General features: G+C 49.9%; 25 protein-coding genes. 11 read left to right on the top strand and 14 right to left on the bottom strand.

The window, feature by feature from the left end; genetic code table 11:
- The first annotated feature begins 388 nt into the window (after positions 1 to 388).
- From QBE54_RS01115 to QBE54_RS01105, 3 genes are all read left to right on the top strand, one after another.
- Positions 389 to 664 carry a LysO family transporter gene (locus QBE54_RS01115; protein ID WP_369018522.1) on the top strand — a complete coding sequence of 92 codons (276 nt, stop codon included), beginning with the start codon at positions 389 to 391 and terminating at the stop codon, positions 662 to 664.
- Positions 661 to 1,266 (top strand): lysine exporter LysO family protein, encoded by a 606-nt coding sequence (locus tag QBE54_RS01110; RefSeq protein WP_369018521.1) that lies wholly within the window; start codon positions 661 to 663, stop codon positions 1,264 to 1,266. Before QBE54_RS01115 ends, QBE54_RS01110 begins: the two co-directional genes overlap by 4 nt.
- A gap of 135 nt (positions 1,267 to 1,401) precedes the next feature.
- On the top strand, positions 1,402 to 2,754 hold the full coding sequence (locus QBE54_RS01105) for a methyl-accepting chemotaxis protein (RefSeq protein WP_369018520.1): 1,353 nt from the start codon (positions 1,402 to 1,404) through the stop codon (positions 2,752 to 2,754).
- 98 nt (positions 2,755 to 2,852) lie between these two features.
- On the opposite strand, the gene QBE54_RS01100 is transcribed toward QBE54_RS01105, so the two are convergent.
- The 10 genes from QBE54_RS01100 to QBE54_RS01055 form a co-directional block, all read right to left on the bottom strand.
- Complete coding sequence (locus tag QBE54_RS01100; protein ID WP_369018519.1) at positions 2,853 to 3,809, bottom strand: ABC transporter ATP-binding protein; 957 nt, start codon at positions 3,807 to 3,809, stop codon at positions 2,853 to 2,855.
- Complete coding sequence (locus tag QBE54_RS01095) at positions 3,802 to 4,785, bottom strand: ABC transporter ATP-binding protein (RefSeq protein ID WP_369018518.1); 984 nt, start codon at positions 4,783 to 4,785, stop codon at positions 3,802 to 3,804. Before QBE54_RS01095 ends, QBE54_RS01100 begins: the two co-directional genes overlap by 8 nt.
- Positions 4,786 to 4,787: 2 nt before the next feature.
- Entirely contained in the window at positions 4,788 to 5,663 is an 876-nt protein-coding gene (locus QBE54_RS01090) for an ABC transporter permease (RefSeq protein ID WP_369019370.1), read from the bottom strand.
- Between the two features lie 10 nt (positions 5,664 to 5,673).
- A complete protein-coding gene (locus tag QBE54_RS01085) occupies positions 5,674 to 6,699 on the bottom strand; it encodes an ABC transporter permease (RefSeq protein ID WP_369018517.1) in 1,026 nt (341 codons plus the stop codon).
- An 89-nt stretch (positions 6,700 to 6,788) separates the two neighbouring features.
- Positions 6,789 to 8,432, bottom strand: coding sequence for an ABC transporter substrate-binding protein (locus QBE54_RS01080; protein ID WP_369018516.1), 1,644 nt, complete (start codon positions 8,430 to 8,432; stop codon positions 6,789 to 6,791).
- 33 nt (positions 8,433 to 8,465) lie between these two features.
- Positions 8,466 to 9,443, bottom strand: a complete 978-nt coding sequence (locus QBE54_RS01075; RefSeq protein ID WP_369018515.1) for an aminopeptidase — start codon at positions 9,441 to 9,443, stop codon at positions 8,466 to 8,468.
- Between the two features lie 6 nt (positions 9,444 to 9,449).
- The gene (locus tag QBE54_RS01070) at positions 9,450 to 10,496 is read right to left on the bottom strand and encodes an aminopeptidase (protein WP_369018514.1); all 1,047 of its coding nucleotides are present in this window, start codon (positions 10,494 to 10,496) and stop codon (positions 9,450 to 9,452) included.
- 129 nt (positions 10,497 to 10,625) lie between these two features.
- Positions 10,626 to 11,201 (bottom strand): hypothetical protein, encoded by a 576-nt coding sequence (locus QBE54_RS01065; RefSeq protein ID WP_369018513.1) that lies wholly within the window; start codon positions 11,199 to 11,201, stop codon positions 10,626 to 10,628.
- Positions 11,202 to 11,252: 51 nt separating this feature from the next.
- Complete coding sequence (locus QBE54_RS01060) at positions 11,253 to 11,645, bottom strand: sigma factor-like helix-turn-helix DNA-binding protein (RefSeq protein ID WP_369018512.1); 393 nt, start codon at positions 11,643 to 11,645, stop codon at positions 11,253 to 11,255.
- A gap of 3 nt (positions 11,646 to 11,648) precedes the next feature.
- Complete coding sequence (locus tag QBE54_RS01055) at positions 11,649 to 12,512, bottom strand: KaiC domain-containing protein (protein ID WP_369018511.1); 864 nt, start codon at positions 12,510 to 12,512, stop codon at positions 11,649 to 11,651.
- Between the two features lie 582 nt (positions 12,513 to 13,094).
- Between QBE54_RS01055 and QBE54_RS01050 the strand changes: the two genes are divergently transcribed.
- Positions 13,095 to 13,856, top strand: coding sequence for a helix-turn-helix domain-containing protein (locus QBE54_RS01050; protein ID WP_369018510.1), 762 nt, complete (start codon positions 13,095 to 13,097; stop codon positions 13,854 to 13,856).
- A gap of 220 nt (positions 13,857 to 14,076) precedes the next feature.
- Here QBE54_RS01050 and QBE54_RS01045 read toward each other — a convergent pair whose 3' ends face one another.
- Entirely contained in the window at positions 14,077 to 15,906 is a 1,830-nt protein-coding gene (locus QBE54_RS01045; protein WP_369018509.1) for a bifunctional homocysteine S-methyltransferase/methylenetetrahydrofolate reductase, read from the bottom strand.
- A gap of 182 nt (positions 15,907 to 16,088) precedes the next feature.
- On the opposite strand from QBE54_RS01045, the gene QBE54_RS01040 reads away from it, so the two are divergent.
- The 5 genes from QBE54_RS01040 (at position 16,089) to QBE54_RS01020 (ending at position 21,887) form a co-directional block, all read left to right on the top strand.
- A complete protein-coding gene (locus QBE54_RS01040; protein WP_369018508.1) occupies positions 16,089 to 17,120 on the top strand; it encodes a metallophosphoesterase in 1,032 nt (343 codons plus the stop codon).
- Positions 17,121 to 17,134: 14 nt separating this feature from the next.
- Entirely contained in the window at positions 17,135 to 18,649 is a 1,515-nt protein-coding gene (locus QBE54_RS01035; protein WP_369018507.1) for an alkaline phosphatase, read from the top strand.
- A gap of 348 nt (positions 18,650 to 18,997) precedes the next feature.
- Positions 18,998 to 19,999 (top strand): TRAP transporter substrate-binding protein, encoded by a 1,002-nt coding sequence (locus tag QBE54_RS01030; protein WP_369018506.1) that lies wholly within the window; start codon positions 18,998 to 19,000, stop codon positions 19,997 to 19,999.
- A 79-nt stretch (positions 20,000 to 20,078) separates the two neighbouring features.
- On the top strand, positions 20,079 to 20,597 hold the full coding sequence (locus tag QBE54_RS01025) for a TRAP transporter small permease (RefSeq protein WP_369018505.1): 519 nt from the start codon (positions 20,079 to 20,081) through the stop codon (positions 20,595 to 20,597).
- A gap of 6 nt (positions 20,598 to 20,603) precedes the next feature.
- Complete coding sequence (locus tag QBE54_RS01020; protein WP_369018504.1) at positions 20,604 to 21,887, top strand: TRAP transporter large permease; 1,284 nt, start codon at positions 20,604 to 20,606, stop codon at positions 21,885 to 21,887.
- A gap of 162 nt (positions 21,888 to 22,049) precedes the next feature.
- Here QBE54_RS01020 and QBE54_RS01015 read toward each other — a convergent pair whose 3' ends face one another.
- Positions 22,050 to 22,649, bottom strand: coding sequence for a hypothetical protein (locus QBE54_RS01015; protein WP_369018503.1), 600 nt, complete (start codon positions 22,647 to 22,649; stop codon positions 22,050 to 22,052).
- 143 nt (positions 22,650 to 22,792) lie between these two features.
- On the opposite strand from QBE54_RS01015, the gene QBE54_RS01010 reads away from it, so the two are divergent.
- A complete protein-coding gene (locus tag QBE54_RS01010; RefSeq protein WP_369018502.1) occupies positions 22,793 to 23,164 on the top strand; it encodes a hypothetical protein in 372 nt (123 codons plus the stop codon).
- Positions 23,165 to 23,270: 106 nt separating this feature from the next.
- On the opposite strand, the gene QBE54_RS01005 is transcribed toward QBE54_RS01010, so the two are convergent.
- Entirely contained in the window at positions 23,271 to 23,762 is a 492-nt protein-coding gene (locus tag QBE54_RS01005; protein WP_369018501.1) for a hypothetical protein, read from the bottom strand.
- A 421-nt stretch (positions 23,763 to 24,183) separates the two neighbouring features.
- Between QBE54_RS01005 and QBE54_RS01000 the strand changes: the two genes are divergently transcribed.
- Positions 24,184 to 25,779, top strand: coding sequence for a diguanylate cyclase (locus tag QBE54_RS01000; protein ID WP_369018500.1), 1,596 nt, complete (start codon positions 24,184 to 24,186; stop codon positions 25,777 to 25,779).
- Here QBE54_RS01000 and QBE54_RS00995 read toward each other — a convergent pair.
- Complete coding sequence (locus tag QBE54_RS00995; RefSeq protein WP_369018499.1) at positions 25,776 to 25,970, bottom strand: hypothetical protein; 195 nt, start codon at positions 25,968 to 25,970, stop codon at positions 25,776 to 25,778. The two genes, QBE54_RS01000 and QBE54_RS00995, sit on opposite strands and share 4 nt — an antisense overlap.
- Positions 25,971 to 26,021: the final 51 nt, after the last annotated feature.

Here is a 26,021-nt window from a genome sequence, read left to right as displayed (position 1 = left end):
AAGTTCAGGGTGACGGCTACGCCGTCAGTTCAGGGCGGCAACGAAAAAACCGTTGCCGGTTCAGGGCGGTACTGACAGGGCCGACACCAATTCAGCACGGCCTTAATATTAATATTAAGGCCAGTCATGACGGCTTCCACCAAAGGTGGAAGCCAAGTCAGGGTGGCATTAACCGGTAGGCGCCGGTTCAGAATGGCTGTGCAACCATCGTTAAGCACGACACCAGCGCAGCCAGCGTCAGCTTAGGACGAAAGCAGCAAAAACCTCCGCCAATCTGGCACGATGCCAGTTGAGAAAGCCACTCTCCACAAAAAACTCCCAAAACACGCTTGAAATAAGCTTTCGGCCAGGCTATATTTAAGGAAAATCCGGTAAGGAGTGAGCAAAGTTGCTTCCAATTATTGCAGCCCTTATAGCTGGCATTGCTTTTTCTTTCTCTGGAAAACCTGCCCAGGCTTACCTTGCTTTCTCAAGCAAGGCCCAGGGTTGGGGAGTTCTGGTTCTGGTTTTTCTCATCGGCTTTTTAGTGGGAAGTAACCCCCAGGCTATGCAGAACTTTGCACAAATCGGCTGGAGAGCTCTGCTCATCAGCAGTTTCTCCGTGGCTGGAAGCATCCTTTTTGCTTACTTTGGCGAAAAATACTTAACCGTGGAAAAACCATGACCTGGAAAATAGCCCTCGCTTTTTCCTTAGGCGTTGCAGCGGGTTATTTTAGAGCTTTACCAGGAATATTTGTGGAAAAGGCTGAACTCCTGCTCACTCTGGCCCTGGTATTTCTGGTGTTTGGGATTGGAGTGGAAATAGCCGGTAATCGTTCGGCGTTATCACTTATCAAAAAGATGGGCTGGCGCAGCCTACTTCTTCCTGCCCTGAGTATGGGGGGAACCGTGGCCTTCAGTGCCTTAGCCGGGATTTTTTTAAACATGTCACCACTTGTAAGCGCAGCCGTGGGATGTGGTTTCGGCTGGTATTCGCTTTCTGGAATTTTGCTCACTCCCGTCTTTGGAGCTTCGGTAGGGGTAATCGCTTTCTTGAGTAACATTTTTCGGGAAATTCTCACCTTCCTGGGGGGAGAGGTGGTCTACCAGCGCTTAGGAGGCTGGCCAGCAGTGGCCATGGGTGGTGCCACCTCTATGGACACCACTTTGCCGCTTCTCTCCAGCATAAGCAAGGGCCGCTTAGATGCTCTGGCCATGATGAGCGGAGTCATTCACTCCTTAGCAGTCCCGGTTCTGGTGCCCTTTTTTGCCAATCTCGTTCGGTGAAAAATGCCCTCGGTTCTTGACTAAAAACACTTTCGTGCTAAACTGTTTGTAACAAGGGCAAGGAGGCAAAGTAAAGCAAAGGTGCTTGGGAGAGTACTCTCCCAAGCACCTTTTTTATTGGAAGGAGGATAGAAAATGGGTCAGGCCTTCTCGGGGGATGCGCTCCAGCTGGTAAAAAACGAGCTGAAAAGAATGCTTGAAGGAGACTTAACAACGCCGGTTTCGGTGGACGCATTTGGCAGTTCCTGCCAGGAAGTAGGCACACTCCTTGAAAAAACACGGAAAATTCTCCTGCGTTTTGAAGAGGAGCTTGAAGCCACTTCCGCCCAGGTGAGCTCGGTAGCCGAAGAAATCGATGCTGCTTCAGCACAAACCGAAAGACTCTGGGCAAGTTATACAGACCTTGAAAAAGCTACTTCCTTCCTTAACAATACTGTCAACGAACTCACCCAGATCATCCAGAAAAGTCATCAAGAATTGGAACGATTAAGCAGTTTCACCCAGTCCCTGGAAAGCATTGCTCGGGAAGTGGAAGCGATGGCCCAAACGACACGCACCCATCTTGAAGCCGTTGACCACACACTTGGGGAAGTGGACCGGGTTCTCCACCACATAAGTGACATTGCTGACCGAACCCGTCTCGTAGCCATCAATGCCTCAATCGAAGCAGCCAGAGCTGGAACCCAGGGTCAGGCCTTCGCCGCTGTAGCCAGAGCCGTTAAAGATCTTGCCGAACAGAGTTCTCAGGTTACAAAAGAAGCATCCCAAGTAATGGAAAGTTTCAAGAGCGAGGTTTTTCAAGCCCTTTCAGAGCTTGCCAGCCGGCAGAAAGATTCCTCAACCACCGTACAAAGTATTTTTGTAGAAGTCAAAAGAGGATTCCACTCTCAAAGCGAAAACATGAACCAGGTCAGAAACAGAACGAAAGCTATGCAGGAAGAATTTGAACGCTACTTCAATAGCCTGCAAACCCATCTCGAACAATGGGAGGAGACTGCCCCAAAACTCCGCAATGCTATGACGCTGCTTAGCAGAGTAAGTGAAGCAATAAAGGCTTCCCTGGAAACGATATCCATTCGCAAGGAGAAGCTCTTCTCTCCTGCAGAAAAAAAAGAATTTCAGGACCTTGTTGCAGAACTCCAAGAACTCACCCTGTCCAAGGAAATACAGAGCCTCTCAACCGAGGCTCATCAAAAAGCCCTCCAGTCTTTCATAGATCAGCACCCTCTCCTGGAAGCCATATACACTGCCCGCGATGATGGGACCTTCATTGCAAGCATCCCTCCAGCAGGACTGGCCAACGCCCGGGTGCGTCCCTGGTGGCAAGAAGCCATGAAAGGCGAGATATACTTTTCCCCAATTTATGTTTCCGCCATAACCCGACAATTTTGCATCACCATATCACTGCCCATCCCTACTTCATCTGGAAAGCCTCAGGGAGTGCTTGGAGTAGACATAAAAGTTAACCAGGAAACAGAAAGCTTTTAAAAAAACCAGAATAAAAGGTCGCCACCCTCCCATAAACCAAAAACCCCTTCCCCAAAAGAGGAAGGGGTGGCAAACGCAAGCTACCAAAAACCAGCCGCTCAGCGGTAAAGGTGACAGCGCACCAGGTGGTTTTCGTCAATCGCTACCATGGGCGGCTCTTCAACTCTGCAGCGCTCTTCTGCGCTGATACAGCGCGGGTGAAAAACGCATCCCGAAGGAAGGTTAATAGGACTTGGTATCTCTCCCCGGGAGACCACCTTCTCCGGCTTGAAGCGTTCCTCCTCTTCAGAGACCACTGGCACTGCAGCGATGAGCATCTGGGTATAAGGATGCAGGGGCTTTTCAAAAAACTCTCTGGCTGGAGCAAGTTCTACAATTCTCCCCAAATACATAATAGCCACTCGATGGGCGATGTTGCGCATAAGGCTCAAATCATGGGTGATAAAGAGATACCCTAACTTACGCTCTTTCTGAATGCGCATCAGGGTATTGATGATTTTGGCCTGAATGGAAACATCCAGAGCCGAAGTGGGCTCATCAAGGACCACCAAGCGGGGGTTGGTGCTCAAGGCCCGGGCAATGGCCACCATCTGCCGCTCTCCTCCACCCAGGGCCCGGGGATATTTTTTGAGGTAATCAACAGGAAGCTCCACCATGGAGAGCAGCTCTTCCAGTTTTTCTTCCCGCTTTTGCGGTGGAACAGAAAGGTGTATCCGCAAGGGCAACTCCAGAATCTGGCCAATGCTGCGCCTGGGGTTTAAAGAAGAGCCTGGATCCTGGAAAACAATCTGCAGGTTTTTCTTTATGGAAAGGGGCCTTTTCTGATGAGGAATAGCAATGTTTTTTCCCTCAAAAATGATTTCTCCCGCTGTGGGTCGGTACATGCCCATCACCATGTAGGCAACGGTGCTTTTCCCAGAGCCTGATTCCCCAACTAAGCCCAGGGTCTCGCCTTCGCTCACCGTGAAACTAACTTCATTCACCGCTTTAACAGTACCCCGAGAAGTGTGGAAAAATTTCCTCAGACCCTTAACTTCAAGCAGGACTTCATGCATCGCTCTTTCCTCCAAACAAAAAACAGGCCACCCGGTGGCCGTCTTTTACTTCATAAAAAGGAGGTTTTTCCTTTAAGCAGCGCTCGAAGGCCTGCGGGCAGCGAGGATGGAAACGGCAGCCCGAAGGTGGATCGAAGTAGTCGGGTATCCTGCCTGGTATCCCCTCAAAAACACCTGTTCCGGTGAGCTTGGGAACACAGCGCATTAGCGCCTGAGTGTAAGGGTGGAGAGGTTCGGCAAAAAGCTCGGCAGTTTTTGCCTCTTCAATCATATAGCCAGCGTACATCACGTACACCCGGTCCGTCCACTCCCGAATCACTCCTAAGGAGTGAGAAATAAGAATCACCGCCATGTTGCGCTCTTCAGCCAGGCGGTGGATGAGGCGCAAAATCTGGTCCTGAATGGTAACATCCAAAGAAGTGCCCGGCTCATCAGCAATGAGCAGCTCCTTGTGACTCAAAAGCGCCATGGCAATGCACACTCGCTGGCGCATGCCTCCAGAAAGCTGCAGGGGGTAGCTGGCCAGGATGCGCTCTGGGTCAGGAAGAGCCACTTCCTGAAGTGCTCGAATAGCAATCTTTCGGTTAGAAGAATCCTCACCCTTTGCACCTCGTGCAAAGCGGACCACTTCCAGCATCTGCTCCCCAATGGTGAACACCGGATTCAAGCTGGCGGTGGGGTCCTGAAAAATCATGGAGATGCTTTTCCTACGCAGGGCTTCGACTTCCTGCTCCCGCATCCTGAGCACATCCTTGCCCCGAAAGAAAATCCTGCCTCCCCGAATCACACCTGGGGGCTGGGGAAGGATGCGCATCACCGTTTTCATGGTAGTGGTCTTCCCGCAGCCAGTTTCCCCCACCAAACCCACTTTTTCACCGGGAAACACCTGAAAGTTAACACCGTCCAGAACTCGCAAAAAGCCACCGTAAACCTTGAAATGCACTTCGAGGTCTTCTATGTTCAAAAGCGGTTCCACGCTCACGACTCCTCCATGGCAAAAAGGTCTCCGATGCCGTCACCGAGTAGGTTAAATCCCAAAACAATCAGCATGATGGCCAGACCTGGGAAAACCGCCATCCACCAGTATTCAGGAAGGTACTTGGCCCCGTCAGACACCATGGTACCCAGAGCCGGCTTGGGGGGCTGCTCGCCCAGACCCACAAAGCTCAACGCTGCACCAATCAAGATGACCCAGCCCATATCCAGGGTCATCTTGGTGAGGATGGTGGAAAGGCAGTTAGGGAGAATTTCCCGGAACAAGATGTGCAGTTTGCTGGCTCCCAGGAGTTCCGCAGACTGCACAAAGTATTCGTTGCGCAGAGAAATAGCCATTCCGTAAACCAACCGCGTGTACCAAGGCCACCACATCGCTGATACGGCAATCATGGCATTGGTAAGGTTGGGCTCGAGAACCGAGGTAATGGCCAGAGCCAGAATCAGCGGGGGAACGGAAAGAAAAATATCGGTTATCCTCATGATGAGAACATCCACCCAGCTTTCTTTGAAATAACCGGCCAGAAGGCCCAGGGTTACCCCCACCGGGACCACGATGGCCAGAACCACCACTCCCATCAAAAGAGAGGAGCGGAAAGCAAAGAATATCCTGCTTAAGATGTCCCGCCCAAAGATATCCGTCCCGCAGAGATGCTTCAAGCTGGGGGGTTGATTGGCTTCACCATAGTTTACGAAAGGACCAGCATGCTCCGGGTATGGGCTTACCCAGGGCGCAAAAACCGCACAAAAAACGATAAAAAGAACGATGATGAGACCGATTACCGAGAGGTAGTTCTTGGAAAACTTGTACCACCACAACCCCAAGGTACTGCGGCGAGCGTTTTGCGTCTTCAAAGCCATCTCCTGCACTTCATTCACCCCTTTCCACCAGCCGGATGCGGGGATCCAGGTAAGCCACAATCAGGTCAACCAGGATGTTGACCACGGTGAATACAATCCCCAAAATCATGATTACCGCCACGATGGCCTCCACGTCTTTGCGCAGCATCACGTTAATGCCGTAGCGGGAAAGCCCTGGCCAGTTGAAAAGCAGTTCCACCAGAAAGGCATTCCCAATCAACGAGGCAAAGTCCAAACCCAGAATGGAAACGGTGGGAATGACCGAGGGTTTGAGCAGGTATTTGGACATTACCACTCGTTTGGGAACTCCATAGGCCTGCATGGCGGCAATGTAGTCTTTCTTCATATTCTCAAGCATGCTGGAGCGGGTAATCCGCGCCTCCTGAAACATACCGCCCAAGGAAAGGCTCACTGCTGGAAGAAAGAGATGCTTCAGAGCATCAAAAAAGGCCGCAAAATTGCCGGTAATCAGGCTGTCCAGCGTGATAAGGCCGGTTATACGGGGTGGGGCTTCCACCCAGGAGCTAAGGCGGCCTATGGTGGGGAATATTTCATAGCGCATGCCCAGAACCAGCATCAGGATTATGGCCACCACAAAAGCCGGGGTGGCAATGCCCAGATAGGAAAATACCCGAATCAGGTTGTCCACCCAGGTGTTGCTATAGCGAGCAGCGAGGATGCCCAGCAGGATTCCAAAAACCGCCATGAAAAGCCCTGCAAAAAGGGCCAACTCCAAAGTAGCAGGTAGAAATTCTTTAACATCTTCAATCACCGGACGGCGGGTAAACAGTGATTCACCAAAGTCTCCCTGCAACACCGATTTCAACCAGTACACATATTGCACGTAAATGGGCTTATCCAGATGCAGCTTTTCGCGTAGGGCCTGCACCGCTTCTTCGGTTGCCCGGGGACCGAGCGCTGCTCGGGCTGGGTCTCCAGGTACCATGCGGGCAATCAGGAAAATCACGATGGAAAGCCCAATCAACACGAACACCGAATAACCCAAACGCCTTGCTAAATACCTTGAAAAGTTCATTGCCTCACCTTCGACCTCTTCTCCACAAAAAGAGGGGAGAGCCAGGTTTCCTTGCTCCCCCCCTCAGACTGGGTTATTTTAACCTATGTTTATTTTTTAAGCAACTCATCCCTCTTTTCGGGATACACTTTCACATCCAGCATGTAGTGGTTGTAGCCCATTACCGGGTTGACTTTCTCACCCCGCTCGGCACGCTCAGCAGCCACCCAGTCAATGTAGTAGTCCTGATAGGCATAGTTTTCCGGCTGGTCGATAAGGAAAAGCGAAGGACACAGATCCACAATGTACTCTTGAATCTTGCGGTACTTGGCAAAGCGCTCTTCATGATCTACGGTAGCGATGGCATCTTCGATCATGGCGTCCAATTCGGGATCCTGCAACCACTCGGTCTGTTCCCAGGTTCCACAGGACGAGGAGTGGTACTTGGACTGCAGCATGGAGCCAGCCTCCGCATAGTGGGGTGAAACAAAAATCAGGTACATGTGGGCAGTGCTTTCCGGGGTGGCGACCTCGTCAATAATCTTCATCCAGGGAGTTTTCACCACGTTGACCTTGATGCCGATTTCCGCTGCATTGGCCTGGATAAGCAGAGCCACCTTTTCCTCATCAGGTACTTCAGCACACCAGACAAGATCCACCGGGTACTGGTCTAACTGCTCATAATACTTGGACTTTTTGAGCTCTTCCCGGGCTTTTTCAAGGTCGCGCTTGTACTGGTAAACGTCCGGGTTGTGGCCGGGCAGAATGAAAGACACCGGACCTTGAGCCTGACGAGCTCCGGGGAAAATCTGGTTGGCAATGGCATCGTAATCGATGCAGTAGGCCAGCGCCTTGCGGAAGTGAATGTCATCGGTAGGCGGTTTCTGATTATGCATCATGCAGTAGAAAGTGCTACCTCCGAAGAGTTTGGCTACTTTGATTCCCGGAAGCTTGGCAATGTTTTTGTAAAACTCAGCGGGCTGACGGAAGTCGGAAATCTCGAGCTCTCTCTTGCTCATCAGGGTGCGCACAGTGGCTGTCTCGGTGGTGCCGATAAATTTGAACTCCAGGGGTGCATCTTCGGGAATGGGCTTCCAGTAATCAGGAAACTGGACGGCGTGCAGGTATTCTTCCATGCGCATCTCCTTGACCATGTAAGGTCCAGAACCCGCATCGTGGGTGAGCAACCAGCGCTTGCCATAATCGCCGTATTCGCCATACTCACCGGTATCCTCTATGTGCTGCATCACCAGGTCTTTATTGAGCACGTAAAGACGCACCAAAGCGTACAGGAAAGGACCGAAGGATTTTTTGAGAGTGAAGCGCACGGTGTAGTCATCAAGTGCTTCTACTTTTTCAATCACCGGTTTGAAGATGTAGCTATAACCCTGGCCAATGGTGAGCAAACGATTCATGCTAAATACCACGTCTTCAGCAGTAAGCTCACTTCCGTCGTGGAACTTAACCCCCTTGCGGAGATAAAAGGTATAGGTAAGTCCGTCATCGGAAATTTCCCAGCGTTCAGCCAGGTGAGGAACCACTTCCCCATCGTAAGTGGGAAAAACCAGGGTATCATAAAGGTTAGCCACGGAAACTGAACTTGAAAAATCTGCAGCCACGGCCGGGTCGATGTAGGTGGGCCAGGCCTCGGTGAAACGGACGATTTTCTGGGATTCCTGCGCCAGCACCCCACCTGCTGCCATCAAAAGCAGGAGGGAAACTGCCGCCAGAGCTAAAAGCTTTTTCCACTGCATACGCTGTACCTCCTTGAAAATTTTATAATTCCTTCAAATTACAAATTCTCCCTTATCCATAACCAACTTCCCATCCAGCTTCAGAGTGGGATTACAGATGATGCCGTCGTTGTGGGTCTTGGACTCGATAATTCCACCCATGTCCACGTTCATTCCCAGCGCAATGTGCACGGTCCGGAAAGCTTTCTCATCTTCCAGGATGTTCCCGGTTATTCGGGCCTTTTCGTTGGTTCCGATACCCAGCTCGCCCACCATATAGGCATTGGGGTCATCGAGCTCTTCAAGCAGGCGCTTGAGCTCTGCAGCTTCTCTTCCCCCTTCAATCTTCACCGCTCTGCCTCTCTCAATGGTGAGCACAATAGGTTCGCTCAAAACTCCCAGGGGCGACATGGAACCGTCCACAACCGCTACACCTTCAACCGATTCTTCAACCGGGGCAATATAGGCCTCTCCTGCTGGAAGGTTGCCCCATCTTCCCCGCTCCCGGTAAAGCCCATCGTCAGGCGGAGTGCCCGGCTTTCTGCCTTTCAAACTCATGCGGAGGTTAGTTCCCCGCTCGGTGGTAATTTCAGCTGTTTCAGCCTCGTCAAGCATTCGGGTAAGCTTCCAGCTCAACTCAGACACCTGGTTGTAGTCGGCAGTCATGGCTCCCACAGTAAGCATATCTTCGGTTATTCCCGGCATGCTGGCAATACGCACCCCACGCTCGGTGGCCTCCATGCGAGCATGAGTGTGGGTTAAGCTGTAGGTAGTAACCAGAAGCGCTACATCGCTTGCACACATTGCTGCCTTTACTTCTTCAGGGGGCTCTTCAGCATGATGGGTACGGGGAAGCATTAAAAAGAGCGTAGCATCAACACCCAGAGCACAAAAGGCGTACAGAAAGCTTTCGGCAATGTGCAGTTTACCGGTGTCGGTCACCACTAAAGCTTTCTCGCCGGGCTTTGCGCCCATGCAGTCCCGGACTGCAATCATTGCCCCTTTCATAAGCGGTGCAACTTTCAAAACCATCACCCCTCACTCTTTACCGAGCAAAGCAGCCAGTTTCTTGAGTTCCTCATCGACTACTCTGCCCTTGTCAATGATTAATTTGCCATCCAGCCAGACCGAAGTGTTGAGGCAGATACCGTCAGAGTGGGAAGGCGCCGGTATGCCGTCGGGTGGGATGAGAATAGCTCCGATGTTGCCCACGCCCCACTCGGTGCATCCCCAAACTCGCTCATCTTCCAGAATATCGCCGGTCAGCTTGGCACCCGGGTTGAAGCCGTAGCAAACGTGAGCCATCTGGAACATCTGGGGGTGGTTGAAACTGCGCAGCCAGCTTTCAAACTCTACCGCTTCCTTGCCACCTTCCACCTTGACAATTTTGCCCTTCTCCACGGTGAGGCGGATAGGCTCCCGCAAAAGACCGATGGGGGGCACCACCGAGCCATCGAAGACGATAACCCCGTTTATGGAATCCAGTTTGGGAGACCAGGCCACCTGCCCCGACATCATATGAGAACCCGGGGTATCGGCATAACCCAGTTCACAGTTCACAGGATGGTTGGGGTCGTTTTCAAACTCCACATCCTCACCAGCGGGAGTGGTCATGCGGACATGTTTTGCATTGCGGGTCATATCAGCAAGCCGTTCTTCAAATTCCTTGAGCACTGGATAGTTGACCCGGCCGATGCAGCGCACCATCATGTCAACGTTCATCCCCACCAGGCAGAGATGGCGCAGTTTCTTGTTTTCCTTCACCGCAATGTCATAGGGAGTGGAGTAAAGCAGCCACTGGTTGTTGAACTCCACCCAGGCGTCGGCTTCCTTAAGAAGCGCAGTCAGAGCTCCCTGGGGAAGCATGGGGTCGGCAGCTTTGCCCACACCCAGCGGAGCGGGAATCCACACCACCAGAGGCTTGGCACCACAAGAAAAAGCGGCCCGGGCAGTAGCGTCAACCACCCGGGGATCGCTTTCGGTGTCTGCAGTGATAACAAAGGTTTCTCCTTCTTGAAGGCGGAAAAGCTCGCGGGTTAGGATATCGGCAGCTTTTCCAAGTTCATACTCGTATAGTTCGGGCAACAAAAACACCTCCCTGTATTTTGTGCATTTTTTCGGTCATTATAACATGCTGAATTTTTCAGGTCGATACCCCGACACCCCAAGCACGCGGCCAACAAAGGGAAACTGCTGGAACCACCTGCCCACCTTTTATTTGCGGAAGGGAAGCCGGAAGCTGGCGCTTTTATTAGAGAATTTATCCTGTAAAATCACTTCCAGCACGTATTCGCCCGGTGCAATGTCAAAATCAAAGTAGAGGTTCAGGTACGTCTCATAAACGGGGGAGCGGGTAATGTAGCGGAATTCGCCAAACGATTCCTGACCACCCAACAAGTTGCCATCCATATCATAAACGTTGAAATCGGTTTCAAAGTAAATGTGATAGGCATTGCCTTCTTTCAGGATGGTGTAGTTTTTGGGCTCAGCGTAAATGTAGATGGTCTCATCGGGAGCAAAAAAGTTGGAAATGCGTTCCCGCCAGACACCGTAGCTCTGACTTTCCTCTTCCACGAAGGTGTAGTTTTCGACCCGCATGGGTGCTTTGTTCCAGAGCGAAAGACGAGCCTCATCGAGGAGTTTCTGGGCTTCTCCAAGGTTCCCTTCTCGGAGCAAAGAAGCAGCCTGCTCCAGGAGTTCCGCCTCTTCCTGGGCTAACGCGATAACCGGAAACACAAACAGTATCACAAGAAAAAACAGGGGTAAAGCAAAGGTCGCGGGTTTTTTCAAGGTCTTTCCCTCCTTCAAACAGGTTTGTTTAATCCATTATAACCGATATGGTTAAAGTTTGAGTCGGGAGCGGATTTCTTCAAAAGCTTTTTTGGCTAAGCCACCTGCCACGTGTACGCCTTTGGCTTCCGCTTCTTCATCCTTCATTTTTTCTTCCAGATACTGCAGGGCCCGCTCCGGGTCAGCTCTGAGAATGTTGCGCACCGTGTTAGTACTTATGCCCAGTTCAGCAGCAATTTCCTCAGCTGTTTTGTCAAAAATTTCTCGCAGAACGATGACCAGCGCTGCCTCCAGCAACGAAGAGACCCAGGTCAAGCGTTGCAGAAGAACGATTTTTCTGGGCCCTCCCAGGATACGCAGGCTCTCTTCAAACACTTTGTAAGCCAGCTCATCCTCAATGAAATTCTGCAGATTTCCCCAGTTGCCAGGAATGACTTCTTGCATCGCTCATCCCTCCTTACTCAAGGGTTCTTCCACTTTCACTATTCCCTGCTCATCGATGATCAGACGGTGAATGCGGGTATCATGGCCACAAAGTCTACAGCCATCGATGCGCAGAGTGCGCACCACATCACCAACCGGTGCTCCATAAAGGCTGGCTGCTTGTTTGGAAGCAACGGTAAATTTGGAAAATACGATGGTGCAGTCCACAATGTGGGGCACTGCATAACCACCTGCCGCCTCAGCAGAAGTTTCCTCATGACTTGAACGCTTCTGAGAAATAAAGACAGCAGTTTGATAAAGGGCTTTCATGGTCTGGTAAAGCTTGCGCACAATGCCCCGGGCCATCATTTCTTTCCCCTCATAAAGCCCGGTCACCGAATCAATGACCACGTGCTTTACGCCTTCCCGCTCCACCACACCCTCAATGAGTGAGGTAAGCGCCACCACGTTGTCCCGTAGCTCGGCATGAGTGGCACAGTCAGCAAGCAGGATGTTGCGCTCCACCTTTCCCCAGTCAATGCCCATTGCTCGCGCCCTTTCTCGCAAACTCTGCACCAAGAAAGGGCCGGGAAGCTCCACGGTAACCAGGAGCACCTTTTCGTTGCGTTCAGCCTGAGTTAAGGCAAACTGCTCTGCAGCCAGGGACTTACCGGTATCCGGAACACCAGTTAAGTGAACCACTGCATAGCGTGGAAAACCCGGAAGAGGCACTCTCTGGGGTTTTCCTTCTTTCCACTCCAAGCGGTAAAAAAGCGCATCAAGCCCTGGAACTCCCGTGGGAACACCAGAAAGAGGTGGTGCTTTCTTTTCAAGGTCTGAAAGTCGGTACAGCCCCTCGGTGAGCGCTTCACGTTGTGCTTTGCTCACTACCCATCCCCCCCTTTCTAATTTCAGCTTCCCAGCATATCAGGCCACAATAAATTTTATATCAAAAAAGGTAAAAAAGTCAATAAAGGTAAAGAAAGAGGGAGCGGTCTTTTGCTCCTTGCAACTTTCGACCTTTTTCGGGCAACTTCTCTTTGGGTTCAAACCAGAACACGCGAGAATTTTCCAATTACCGAGCCAACACTTCTCCTTTTTGCTCAATTTTTAGAACGAAGGCTTTAGAAATGGACTTTCTGAGTTTTGGACCTGTCAGTCAAGGCCTTGTTTTTCCACTAAAATTGACACAAATAGACACGACTCATACGTACCTATTTCTACACCCCCTAAACGCCTCCAAAAACCACGGCGTAATCCTTTTCTATTAGCAATTTTTCGGCACTTCCTGGCCAATATGCTAAACCCTTAAAAGTAAAATTTTTTATAAAAAACACGAAATTTGTCAAATAAACATCGCCTTGTCATCCATAAAGCATATATAATGGATAGAAAATGAACAATAGATTTGACAGAGCTTGCCCTCAAGCTACAGAGCTTCTGTCAAACTGAGAAAAAGGGGTGTTGCCAATGCAAACTTTTATCAAGCTACCCCATGAAGTAGTGGTGAGGCTGGGGGAAATTGCTTGTGAAAGAAAGTGTCCTTCCGTGTTTCCAGTTTACCTAGCCCTACTTTTTCATGCTGACCGGAAAGGCAAGTGCTTTCCCAGTTATGGGCGGATAAAGGAAGTGTCGGGGATAAGTTCTGATGCATCAGTGAGAAAAGCCCTGCGCATTCTTGAAGAGTGCGGCCTGATCAGGAGGGAGAAAAGGCACGGTATGCACGGAAACAGTATCTACTACCTCCAAACTTCACTCAATGAAGAAACACTCAGTGAAGAACACACTTCAATCAATGAAGAATGCACTTTGCTCAATGGAGAACACACTTCAATGAGTGAAGCGCCAAACTTCAATCAATGTAGTCCTAAACTTCAACCATTGAAGAGCCAAACTTCAATGGTTGAAGAGGAACTATATTCATTTAACTATAACCATTTAACTATCTCTCATTTAACTAAAGGGAAAAACGAGAATGAGAGAGAGAAAGAAAATTCAAATTTACCAAAGAGCGATTTAGAGGTTGAAAGAGAAATCAAGGAGTTATTCCGTTCGCTCTCTGGTAGAGCAATGATCCCACCAGAAGAGATAATCCTTGCCAAAATGCTTTACAACCTACCAGCGGACGAAGTCATCGCAATTATTGAGGACACCTACCTTAAAAACCCGACTGAGTTTTCCCGCAAAGGCTTATTCTTAATCCCCAACTGGGAGGCGTACCAGTATGGTTGAGCGAACCATTCCCCGCTGTGAGTTTTGCGGTGCTCCTTATGTGGAAATAACCGAGGATGTCAAGCGCTTCATTCCTGAGCATCTGCTTCGGCTTCCCGGAATAGGGGAGGAAGTCGCCTCTTTTCAGCAGGGTGAGTGCTTTGGGAAGAAAAAGGGAGTGCCGAACTCCGGAACCGGCCGGACCTTGTGCTTTCGGTCAGTCCGGCCCCAGCCAGTAGCGTTAACCCCGTCTACACTCTTTTGGCAACCTTCCGATTATTTCCACCGCCATATCGTATTTCTCAAAGGGGGGCATAAGGTAAATGCCGGCAACCATCTTCTGGATTCTGGCAATCACCTCGCAAGCAATGGCAATGCCTTCCTCCTTCGGGTTTTGCGCTTCAGCCATGCGCTTTCGGAACTGTTCAGGAATGGTAATCCCCGGAACCTCGTTGTGCAAAAACTCGGCGTGGCGGAAAGAGCGAAGAGGCAGGATTCCTCCCAAAATGGGTGGAAGCGGCCCTGCAAAACGTTCCAGAAAGCGCTCTAAATCCTGCACGTCATAGATGGGTTGGGTGAGGATGAAGTGTGCTCCATACTCTATTTTTCTTCTGAGGCGCTCGATCTCCCTATCGAGGTCTGCAGCTCCGGGATTCAAGGCCACACCGATGGTGAAACTGGTAGCCCTGCCCAGGGGATTGCCGGCAAAATCAACTCCGCTATTAAGCTTACTCAAAATCTGGACCAAGCCCTCAGAATTCACATCGAACACTGGACGCGCAAAAGGGTGGTCGCCTATGGAAGGTGGATCACCGGTAAGAGCCAAGATGTTCTGTATCCCTAAGGCAGCGGCACCCAGGAGTTCTGATTGCAGAGAAATAAAGTTGCGGTCCCGGCAGGTAAAATGCACGATGGATTCCATCCCCAACTCTTCTTTGAGAAGGTGAGCCAGAGCAATGGGAGAAATGCGCACCCGAGCCATGGGAGAATCAGAGATGTTCACCGCATCAACACCGGCCTGTTTGAGAAAATTGACTCCCTCTTTAACCCGCTCAAGGTCTATTCCCTTAGGGGGGGTAATCTCCACGGTGACGACGAACTGGTTCCCCAACTTTTCCGCCAGGGTGGAAGGAGGGAGTGCCGTTTCTTCCCCAGGTTCCTCCTGAAGCTCAAAAACCTCAATGGTTGGCTCTGCTCCTTTTTCGTGCACGGCCTTGGCCAACGCTTCAATGTGTGCCGGCGTGGTACCACAGCATCCACCAAGGATCTTCACTCCCAGGGTCACGAAATCCCGGGCAAAGGAAGCAAAATACTCCGGGGAAGCTCCGTAGAACAACCTCCCCTGCACCACCTGGGGATACCCAGCATTGGGCTGAACTGAAAAAGGACCTGGAAGATGTTCAGCAAAATAGCTGATAATTCTCACCGCATCCCGGGGTCCGCTACCACAGTTGATGCCTACTGCACAGGCATCGATGTCTTTCAAAAACTCCACCACCCGGTTCAATCCTTCTCCGTAGGGAGTACTTCCATCAGGAAGAAAAGAAAACTGCACGATATAGGGAACATTTGCAGAAAGAGTACTCAGCACTTCAAGGGCGAGTTCCACTTCCCGAATCGAGGGCATGGTTTCCAAAAGCAAGGCATCAACACCGCATTCCAAAAAGGTTTCAAGTTGGATCCGATACGACTCTCGAGCCTCCTCGTCACGCACTCCAAAACCGTCTCCTACCGGTTTTCCCAGAGGCCCGATGCTACCCAAAACGTATGCCTGTTCCCGGCCTACCTTGCGGGCAATGTTCACACCTGCCCGGATGATTTCAGCCACTTGCCGTTCGTAGCCAGAGGCAGCCAGCTTTATCGTATTCGCTCCAAAAGTGTTGGTTTCTAAAAGCTTTGCCCCAGCCGAGAGATAATCCCTGTGAATGCGCTCCACAAGCTCGGGATGGGTCAGGTTAGCAAGCTCAAGCGGCACCTCCTGGGGATACCCCCGCCGCAGAAGCTCCGTGCCCATAGCTCCGTCAGCGAGACACACCCTTACATTGGTTAGAAACTCCAGAAAAGGAATCATGAAGCCTGTCCCTCCCTGTGTTTTTGGGAAATTATACTCCAAGAAAACGATATGCCAAGTCCCGCTTAGCAGTTTTTGAAACGCGGTTTACAAAGTTTAAAAATTTTTAGCTCCCGCTTCATACCGCTTTAACCGTTCACCGATACCCTACTGGCACAAAATCAAGAAAGGAGTGATTCAGTGTGCACAGGTTGTTTCGGTTTTTCTGGCTAACCCTGGTGCTAACGGTGCTCTGGAGCGTCTCCGTGGCCTGGGCTTTTGGAGAAGTGAAGTTCGCAGTGATTTCCGACCCCCATCTGAGCTACCCTGCACAAAACACCAGCAACACAGTGAAAATGGAAGACGCCTCGATAGAACTTTTCAGAGAAGCTATTGAACAGATTAACGCCCTCCCAAACCTCGATTTTGTGATCGTAACTGGCGATTTGACCAAAGACGCCGAACCCTGGAACATCGACTTGGTGCGAGAAATGGTGGAAGAAATCCGGGTTCCGGTGTACGCAGTTCTGGGAAATCACGAAGTAAGCCCCATTCCTCCCAAAAATCAAGAGCCATCACTGGCCAGCCTGACCGGAAGTTCCAAATACACCACCGTTTTTGCACTCCAGGGGTACGGCTTCGACGGAGCAAAGAGCTACTGGAGCGCCGAACCGGTGCCTGGACTCCTGCTTATCGGGCTCGACACCACCAAGGTAGGAAGCTGGGGTGGTACGGTGAACAAGGCGCAGCTCGAATGGCTGGAAAACCAACTCGCCACCAACCAAGAAAAACTCACCATTGTCGTGGGACACCACCTTCTGGTTCCCTTCCGAGAAGAGGAAAAGAAACCCGAGTGGCAGAACTATTACCTTGATAACGCCGAAGAAGTGATTGCGCTTTTTGAACGGTACCCCCAGGTTTCCTTTTACCTTTGTGGTCACCGCCACGTAAGCACCATAGCGGTTGAAAAAAATGGGATCTGGTATATCGAAAACGCCTCCACGGTTACGTATCCCATGTCCTACACGGTTTACACCCTCACGCCCGATACACTTTCTTACCAAGTAATCCGTCTCACGGCTACCCCGGAACTCTGGGAAGTGGCAAAAAGTACCCTGCTCGAGAATCCCTTCTGGAAACCTACCGAAGACGCCACTCCAGAGGAAGTCCTGGCATACTATGAAGCTAGTGACTTTTTGAACTTCTCTATGCCAGTTAGGTTCAAAAAACAATAAGAGGAGGTCTAACCATGTCCGGAAAGCTTCGTTATTTCTGGGTTGCAATCGTCTGTATGGTAGGGTTATTTGTGGGTCAAGTGGCTTTCGCGGCCGGAGTAAAGTATCTGTTCCTGTTCATCGGTGATGGGATGGGCCTGGCTTCAATCCACGCCACCGAATTGTACCTCAACGATGTGAACAGCGAACAGGTAGGCAAAGAACACCTGTCTTTCACCAGGTTCCCAGTAGTGGGTCTCATGAGTACCTTTGACGCTGGAAGCTACATAACCGATTCTGCCTCAGCGATAACCGCCATGATCACCGGACAGAAGACCCGCTCCGGAATCATAAACCTGGACGCTGAACGAACCCGAGAACTAACCACACTTGCCGAAGAAGCCAAATCCGCTGGGATGAAAGTGGGAGTTGTGAGTACTGTATCACTGGACCACGCCACACCAGCAGGAATGTACGCCCACACCCCCTCCCGAAACAATTACTACGAAATTGCTCTTCAGCTTGCAGAGAGTGGTTTCGACTATTTTGCCGGGGGTGGTTTTCGCTATCCCACCGGCAAAGACAAGAGTCAGGAAAATATTTTTGATATCCTCACCCAAAACGGGTACCGCGTGGTGCAGAGCCGCCAGGAATTTGAAACGCTAACCCCTCCTGCCGAAAAACTGGTGGTCATCAATCCTACTCTCGATACCTCCTCAGCCATGCCTTACGCCATAGATCGCAGCGCCGACGATTTCTCCCTGGCCGAGCTAACCCGCAAAGGTATCGAACTCCTTGATAACCCCAATGGGTTTTTCATGATGGTCGAGGGCGGAAAAATTGACTGGGCTTGTCATGCTAACGATATTCGTGCGGCTATCGGGGACATTTTGGACTTCGAGCAGGCGGTTGCCGAAGCGATAGCATTCTCCAAGCAGCACCCTGAAGAAACTCTGATCATCGTCACCGCCGACCATGCAACTGGGGGGCTAAGCCTGGGGTATGCGCTCACCGGCTCCACCCTGCGCTTGGAACTGCTTGAAAACCAGAAAGTTTCCCATGAAGTCTTTGCACAAACAGTGAAAGCCTACGCACACAACACGCCCCCAGACAAACAAAGCTTGCAGAACTTCTGGCCCGTCATTCAGGAAAACTTTGGTCTCCTCTGGCTCTCTGACGAGGAAAAAGCTCAACTCACCGAAAAGGCGAAAGCTGGCGACCTTCAGGCAGCGAAAACCGTAGCCATGGCGGTATCCGAATATGAACTGGCACGCCTGGAGGAAGCCTTTGCAGCCAGCATGTCCGGAGAAATTCCTCAAAACGAAGAAGCCCAGCTACGTTACGAAGGGTACGATCCACTCACCGTAACACTCACCCATCTCATGGGAGAAAAAGCCGGCATCAGCTGGACTACTTACTCTCACACCGGAGAACCAGTACCCGTGTTTGCAATGGGCGCAGGAGCAGAACTTTTTGATGGTTGGTACGACAACACTGACCTCTACGCTAAAATGAAGCAGGCGCTGGCAATCACCGCCCAGGTGAAGTAAAATATAGTTCAAAACCCCCCTCCCACTAAGGCGGGCTTGCCCCGGCCCGCCGCCCCTTCAAAGAAAACCTCAACCAGCTATTTTGGAAAATACCGCAACTACCTTATCGCATCCCTTCCAGGATGCGTTTCCATTAAGTGGTTAAGAACTAAAAATATTAATTAGTATTATTGACAGTGTTTTCCACTTTATTTACAATGAAAATTGGGAATTTTCTTCTGTTAAATTTCTCAAATTGAATCGAGAAAGGAGGTGCTGAAGGGTAACCAAGCTTATCGTAGCTCCAGAGTTACTTTCTAAAAATTTACCTAATCCTCACAAACTTTTGCTACCAAAGGAGGGACAGTGATGAAAAGGTTTTACTGGGTAATAGTTTTTATGGTGCTTTGCTTTTTCCTTCTGGGATTGTCAGGCATAGCAGGGGCTGTAATGCATCTCAAGTATGGCCACGTGGAAAGAACCGAAGACCCCCAGCATCAGTTTGCTCTCTACCTTTCCAACCGGGTTAAGGAACTTACTGAGGGAAGAATCATAATCGATGTGTATCCCCACGCCCAGCTTGGCGAAGTGAATGAGCTCATCAACGGCGTCAAATCTGGCATTATCGAAATGGGTCACCACGTCTTCGCTTCTTTGGCCCAGGTTTATCCCGATGCAGCGGTATTCAGCCTGCCTTATCTTTATCGGGACATAGAACACGGTATCAAAGCAGTAAACCCTGAAACCTCACCAGTAATGCAAAAAATCAACGAAGAACTCATGAAAAAAGGCAATATGCTGGTCCTCGGTGCATACACTCGAGGTTACCGCCATCTTTCTGCTAACTTCCCGGTTTACAGCCCTGCCGACCTAAAGGGGAAGAAAATAAGGGGTGTACCGCTTCAGATGTGGACTTCGCTCATCAAAGGAATGGGGGCCATCCCCGTACCAGTGGCCATTGCTGAAGTGCCCACTGCTTTGATGACCGGTCTCATCGAAGGTCAGGAAAACCCCCTGGCTCAGATGTGGGCTTCCAAGCTCTACGAAGTGCAATCGCACATCATGCTCACCGGGCACATGGTGGACCTGCTCTGCGTTTTCATAAACCGCAATGTCTGGGAAAGAATACCGGAAAGCGACCGAGAGCTGATCAAGCAGGCCATGGCAGAAACCTCTGAATATTCCCTGAAATTCGCCTTGGAAAAAGAAGAGGAATATATTCAAATGTTTAAAGAAAAGGGCGTAACCATCATCACCAAGGAAGACGGTCTGGATGTTGATGCCTTCAGGGAAGCAGTATTGGAACAGGTCAGAAAAGATTTTCCTGAATGGACTGGTTACATCGAAGAAATTCAGAAAATAGACCCCTGAACCTGCAGGGTGCCAAAGTGGGAGCCAAGCTTGGCTCCCACTTTCTTTACCTGAATAAAACTGTTTACGAGGGAATCCAATGGCCAAACTTGTATATTACCTTCGAGTTATAGACCGGTTACTGGGTAGCCTGGTTCTGCTTTTGATGGTCGCAGTTGTGGTCCTCCAAGTAGTCCTGAGAGCCCTGGCAACTGCTATTCCGATGCCCACCATTGATACTATTGAGTTAGCGCAGTATTTCCTGATTTTTATCGTCTTTGTCTCTGCAGCATACACCGCCCGCAAAGGAGAGCATATCGCTATGCTGGAGTTCAAAGAAAAGTTACCGGCGAAAGTAAGGCTGGTGATTGACGTTCTGGTCTATGCTGTGGCTACGGTTGTATTTGGCCTCATTTTCTACTCCGCTCTGCGGAGCATCATTATTAACTATCAGAGCGTTACGCCAGCTCTGGGCATTCCTTTTCCTATATTTTTCTTTCCCACTGCATTCGGTTTTCTCCTGCTCACCATCGAGTACGGGCTGAAAACCCTGTGTCTTCTTCTAAGCAAGAACCTTCGTCTGCAGGAAATATTTGCTCTTCAGCCGAAGGGAGACTGACCAAAAATGATTGTCTATTTGCTCATAGGTACTTTTGCAGTACTCTTTCTGCTCGGTGTTCCGGTAATACTCTCCATAACGCTGCCCAGCGTTATCTATTTCCTGCTTAAGCACGTCCCCATAGACATAGTTGCCCAACGCTTTCACTATGCGCTCAATTCCTTCCCGCTGGTTGCTGTCCCGGTGTTTATCCTTGCCGGTAACTTGATGAATTCAACCAGGCACACAGAGCGGATATTCAAATTTGCTGACAGTCTGGTAGGACACCTGCCGGGGGGACTGGCCCAGGTCAACATCTTTGCCAGCCTGATTTTCTCCGGCATGTCTGGCGCTGCACTGGCGGATGTGGGCGGCCTGGGGCAGATAGAAATCAAGGCCATGGAAGAGCGGGGCTTCAAGAAAGAGTTTGCTGCTGCGGTAACCATGGCTTCAGCAACCGTCGGACCCATTTTCCCTCCCAGCATTCCCCTGGTAATCTATGGAGCGGTAACTGGGACATCGGTAATAAAGCTTCTTATGGGAGGAATTATGCCCGCCATTCTGGCCGTAGTGGTCATGATGATTATCACCGCCATAATCGCCCTGTTTAGAAACCTCCCCCGGGCTGAATCCCGTGCCGAATTCGCGGTAATCTGGGCCAACTTTAAGGAGGCTCTCCCTTCGCTACTTGCTCCGGTGATGCTGGTTTTTGGCATGCTCTCCGGTTATTTCACGCCCACCGAAGCAGCCAGCATAACCGTTGCTTACCTACTCCTTATAAGCATCTTCGTTTACCGGGATTTTAATTTTAAAGCGCTGCTTCGGGCCACCTATGAAACTATCAGGTCCACCTCAGCAATCATGATTATTGTGGCTTCGGCATCCCTTTTCAGTTGGATACTGGCAGTAGAGAATTTTCCCGCCGTGGTTCATTCTTTCATAGGGCAGTTCTGTGAAAACCGCCTTTTGTTACTCCTTTTTGTCAACGTCCTGATGTTTATAATAGGCATGTTCCTCGACAGCACTACCGCCACCATTCTGGTGGTACCCATAATCGTACCCCCTATCCTGGCTTCCGGCATAGACCCAGTACATCTTGGAATAATCATCATCTTTAACCTTATGCTGGGGTTGATGACGCCTCCCATGGGATTATCCCTCTTTCTGATAAGCGACATAGCGAAGGTGCCTATGGGGAAGGTGCTGAGAAATGTAGCTCCCTACTTTATAGCCCTGGTTGCCTCTCTTTTAATCATAACCTTTGTCCCCTGGTTCTCAACTTACATACCAGGAGTTCTCATGGGCAAATAATCACTGGCTTAACGAAAGCCCTCTGGGTTATGCAACAGGCCTGATCCAAGTAACACAACAAATTACGGACGCAGGCCTGTTGTTTCTGGCCGTTTTTCCAAACGGTATTCCAGCGCCTTGTCGTCTCAACCCTGAACCAGGCAGGTCAGATTCGGTGTAGACTCATTCTTCTTTTGCCCGTTCCTCAACGGCCTTCCGAAGCACTTCCTCGAATTCCGGATGAACCGCAGCAAAGTAGGAAAAGAGGCTTTCTGAAGGCATAAGACTGGAAACCAACCGCTTCTCCCCCTGAACCGGGAATTCTTCAAAAAGCACCCACATTGGAGGGGAAGTCGCAGACTGCTCAAAAAGATCAACCACCACAAACTCCGGATTCTCAAGGAGAATCATCCGGGCAGTCTCTTCGTCTTCGCCGGCTTCAGCACTGATTATTTCCCTCATGGTGGGAAAATCTATCCCTTTCATCACCACACCCACTGCGTATGTCTTTTGTGCATCATCCAAAGCCCCATAGGCCAGGTACACATGGCTTAAGTCTTCACTATCCTCTATGATGTAGTACTCAAGAGGTGCCGGGAAGCCGGGTATTTCTTCCACGAAATCTGGCTTGCCAAGCTTTGCTTCCACAAAGCTGCGTTCCAAAGGAAATGCCTCAACATTACCTATGACTTCATCAGCCAAATCATAGCTCACGCTGGCTCCTGCAGGAAACACCACCACCAGACAGGAAAGAAGAAAGGTGAGAAAAATCAGCTTGCGCATATTATCCCCTCCCACACGTTTTTTGGAAACCGGAGTGCTTCCATTCTATCACAGGAAAAGCTTTTGCGATACCACCGCTTTTCCTGCGCAAAGATGGAAACACACCAAAAAATTCCTTCGCAGTAATACCACGACCTATGGGGATGGGGTCCTTTAAATATCTATACCCAATTCTCAAGAGATTACAGAAGACGCTGGGAGCATCTCTGGAGTTACTGGAGAAAGGAATCAACTCTCAAAAGTTTGACGATAAGCTCTGGGAAATCATGCCCAGTACTGACAAAGATATCTCGAGGGTAGCTCTAAAAGTCAGGAGTCAGGAAATCTACCAGGAGAAAGCCCGAAGAGAAGGTTTCAAAGCGATAAGAAAGAATGACCCAAGGAACATCCCGACGCTCTTTAAGCGATTTGAACCACTGAAGGACCTAACTACCAACACCAGGATAGCAAAGAATACCGGCACCTTGCGACAAACGAGACCAAAGAGCAAGGAAAAAATCCGGTTCAAAAAGTAAAACTGGAACGAAAGAGGGGCTTAAAAAAATACACCTGCGATAAGCTGACGCTTTCTTTCTATTTTTAATCCCAACACCGCTATCCTTACCAGAAAAATCAACTCTTTCACTCAAGAACCCTTATGTCTTCCACCTCAATAAAAATCGTAGGCTCACATCCTGCCCCATCGCAGGAAGCTACTCGTACTGTTCCCAGAACCTCCAGGCGAATACAGGTTGAAAAGTGTTCTTCATAATAACCGTTGAGCGTTTCTCGCAATGCTTCCAGCGCATCGGGGAACTCCAGAGCCACCGTAAAATCGCCTTCCCGAAGCAATACCTTACAATCTCTGGGATAAACCGCTCCGAAAAATGTGGGACAGCTAAAAACGAGACAACCAGTAACCCCAACCCGCTCACCCACATGGGAAGGCAAATCGGCTAAAGTAACAGAGGTAGCTTCTTCCATCTGCTGACAACCCAAAGCAATGGTTGCCAAAATTCCAAAAAGGAATATGACCAGTACGCTTTGCGAGTAACGCACCTTTTCTCCACCTCCTTTCCAGAAAAAGTATATCAAATCGAAAAACGCTGTAACCCAAATTTTTATAAAACGCAAACCATCCTTACCCCCTCTCGGGGGGAGCCTTCGCAGATAATGACAACACCGAATTTCGGAAAACCCCCAAAAACCATATGGCATCATACATTCCCTTCCGCAACCTAACCCCTCAACGCAACCGGTAATCTCGTGCCTCCTGATACAGGGCAATAACATTTTCAGGCGGAACATCCGGCTGGATGTTGTGAGCCGGGCTTAAAACATACCCTCCACCCTTACCCAGAATGGCAATGACTTCCCACCTCCTTCCACCAACTATGCGGGATTTGGCATAATTTTTAATATTGACAAATTCTGAAAAGTTACAGTATACAGGTAAAAAAGGAGTGTCGTTTCGATAGTACCCGTGTCACCCCTTAACGCAATATGTAAAGGGTAAAGGAGAATATCCTTTGTTTGTGTCCCGGGTGAAAATTGAGTGAAAAAGAAGCGAGCTACTTTAAAAAAAGAACTGTTTTTAAAGGTTGTTCTCTTTTCGGGCCTGATTTTAGCCGTTTTTGGTGCTCTCTTTGCTTATTTCTTCTACTCCTCCGAAGTAAAAAAGGTCAGCATTCTGCTTGAGGAACGAAATGTAGCCTTGAAAAATTTTATCGAAGCCCGCTTTCTTAAACTGCGCAATTTGATTGAGTTCCTAAGTGAGGTAGATGAGGTGCGTAACGCTCCGCAGGGCAATTTGGAACGCGAAAAAGCGCTTGCTCTTTACCGCCGCTTTCAGGAAATTGATCCCGACATAAACTACATTTATTCAGGTTATGCAGATGGAACCCTACTCATCAATGACTACACACCACCGGAAGGCTATGACCCAAGAGTGCGTCCCTGGTATCTGGCAGCTCTTGAATCCCACCCAGAAGTTTCTGGCGGCATTCCCTACAGGGAAATAAAAAGTGGAGAGTGGCTGGTCTCAATCAGTAAAACTCTCCTTAACGACCGCGGCGAAATTAACGGGGTGCTCTCTGTGGAAACCTTTCTGGAGCCAATTTTTGAAGTGCTGAAGCAGTCAGCCGGAAACTACCGCTCTTTTTATAGCTACGTGATACGAAGCGACGGGAAAGTGCTTATCCACCACCGGGAACCCTTTCTGGGCAAACTTTTCCAGGAAGTGACCGGTTCTCCCTTTTCCTTCAATGCAGCAAGCGGATATTTCACCTATCAATTGAACGGTGCAGCGAAGTTAGCTTATTATTCAAAAATTGAACCTCTGGACTGGATAGTGGTCACCGCCTTAGAAAGACGGGAAATTGTTGCTTTTATCGTGCAGCAAATCCTGAAAGCGGTTGCCATAGTGGCTGTTCTTTCGCTACTTCTGGGCTGGATTTTAAGCGGTATCCTGAGTAAAAGAATCATTTCACCCATTACCAGTTTGAAAGAACAGGTGGAAAAAATGGTCGGTGAAACTCCGGAAGAAGCCAAGGTCAAAGTCGAGTACCCCGAAAATGAAATCGGGTCCATACTCCAGAATATCGAACAACTCACACAAGCTGAACTTCACAAGAAAAACCAACGGCTTGAGAGTGCTAACCTACTGCTCCAGGAACTCTCCATTACCGACCAGCTTAGCGGTCTTTATAACCGCCGCAAGATGTATGCCGAATTCAAAAAAGAAGTCGATCGGGTAAGCCGCTATGGGGGTACTTTCTCGGTCATCATGTTTGACCTCGACAATTTCAAAGAGATAAACGATACCCTGGGTCACCAGGTGGGCGATGCTGTGCTCAAAGAAATTGCAAGACTCACCAAAGCCACCATACGCTCTGTGGATGTAGTAAGCCGCTGGGGTGGTGACGAATTTTTGATTCTTTGCCCTGGAACTTTCCTGAGCGAGGCCCGCATGCTGGCCGAGCGGTTGCAAAAAACCATTGAAAATCATCGTTTTCAAGAAGGAATTCAGGTCACCGCAAGTATTGGTATCTGCGAGTTCTTGCCCCAGGAAAGCATAGAAGAACTGCTCAGAAGGGTTGATGAAGCCCTTTACAGGGCCAAAAAAAGCGGCAAAAACACAGTTAAAAGCTAAACCGCTCCTGCTGCTCTACCCGGAGGCATGCCCCTCCCCTCTCCCAGCTCCAGCATGAACCCGGCCGACCTGGGAAGCAAGTCAGGGAGGTATCCGCACTGGAAGAAAATGGGAACGCCAGCTTTGCTGGCAGCATCCACAGCTGCTTGCTCTGAAGAGAGCGACACCGCGTAAATAAGGATTCTATCCACTGCAGATACATATTTTTATCTCAAAAATCTCCTTCCCTTTGTTCAGCGACA

The organism is Thermatribacter velox (genome assembly GCF_038396615.1).
Taxonomy (GTDB): domain Bacteria; phylum Atribacterota; class Atribacteria; order Atribacterales; family Thermatribacteraceae; genus Thermatribacter; species Thermatribacter velox.
Note: the sequence above shows the minus strand (reverse complement) of the source record. Positions and strands in the feature narration are given on the sequence as shown.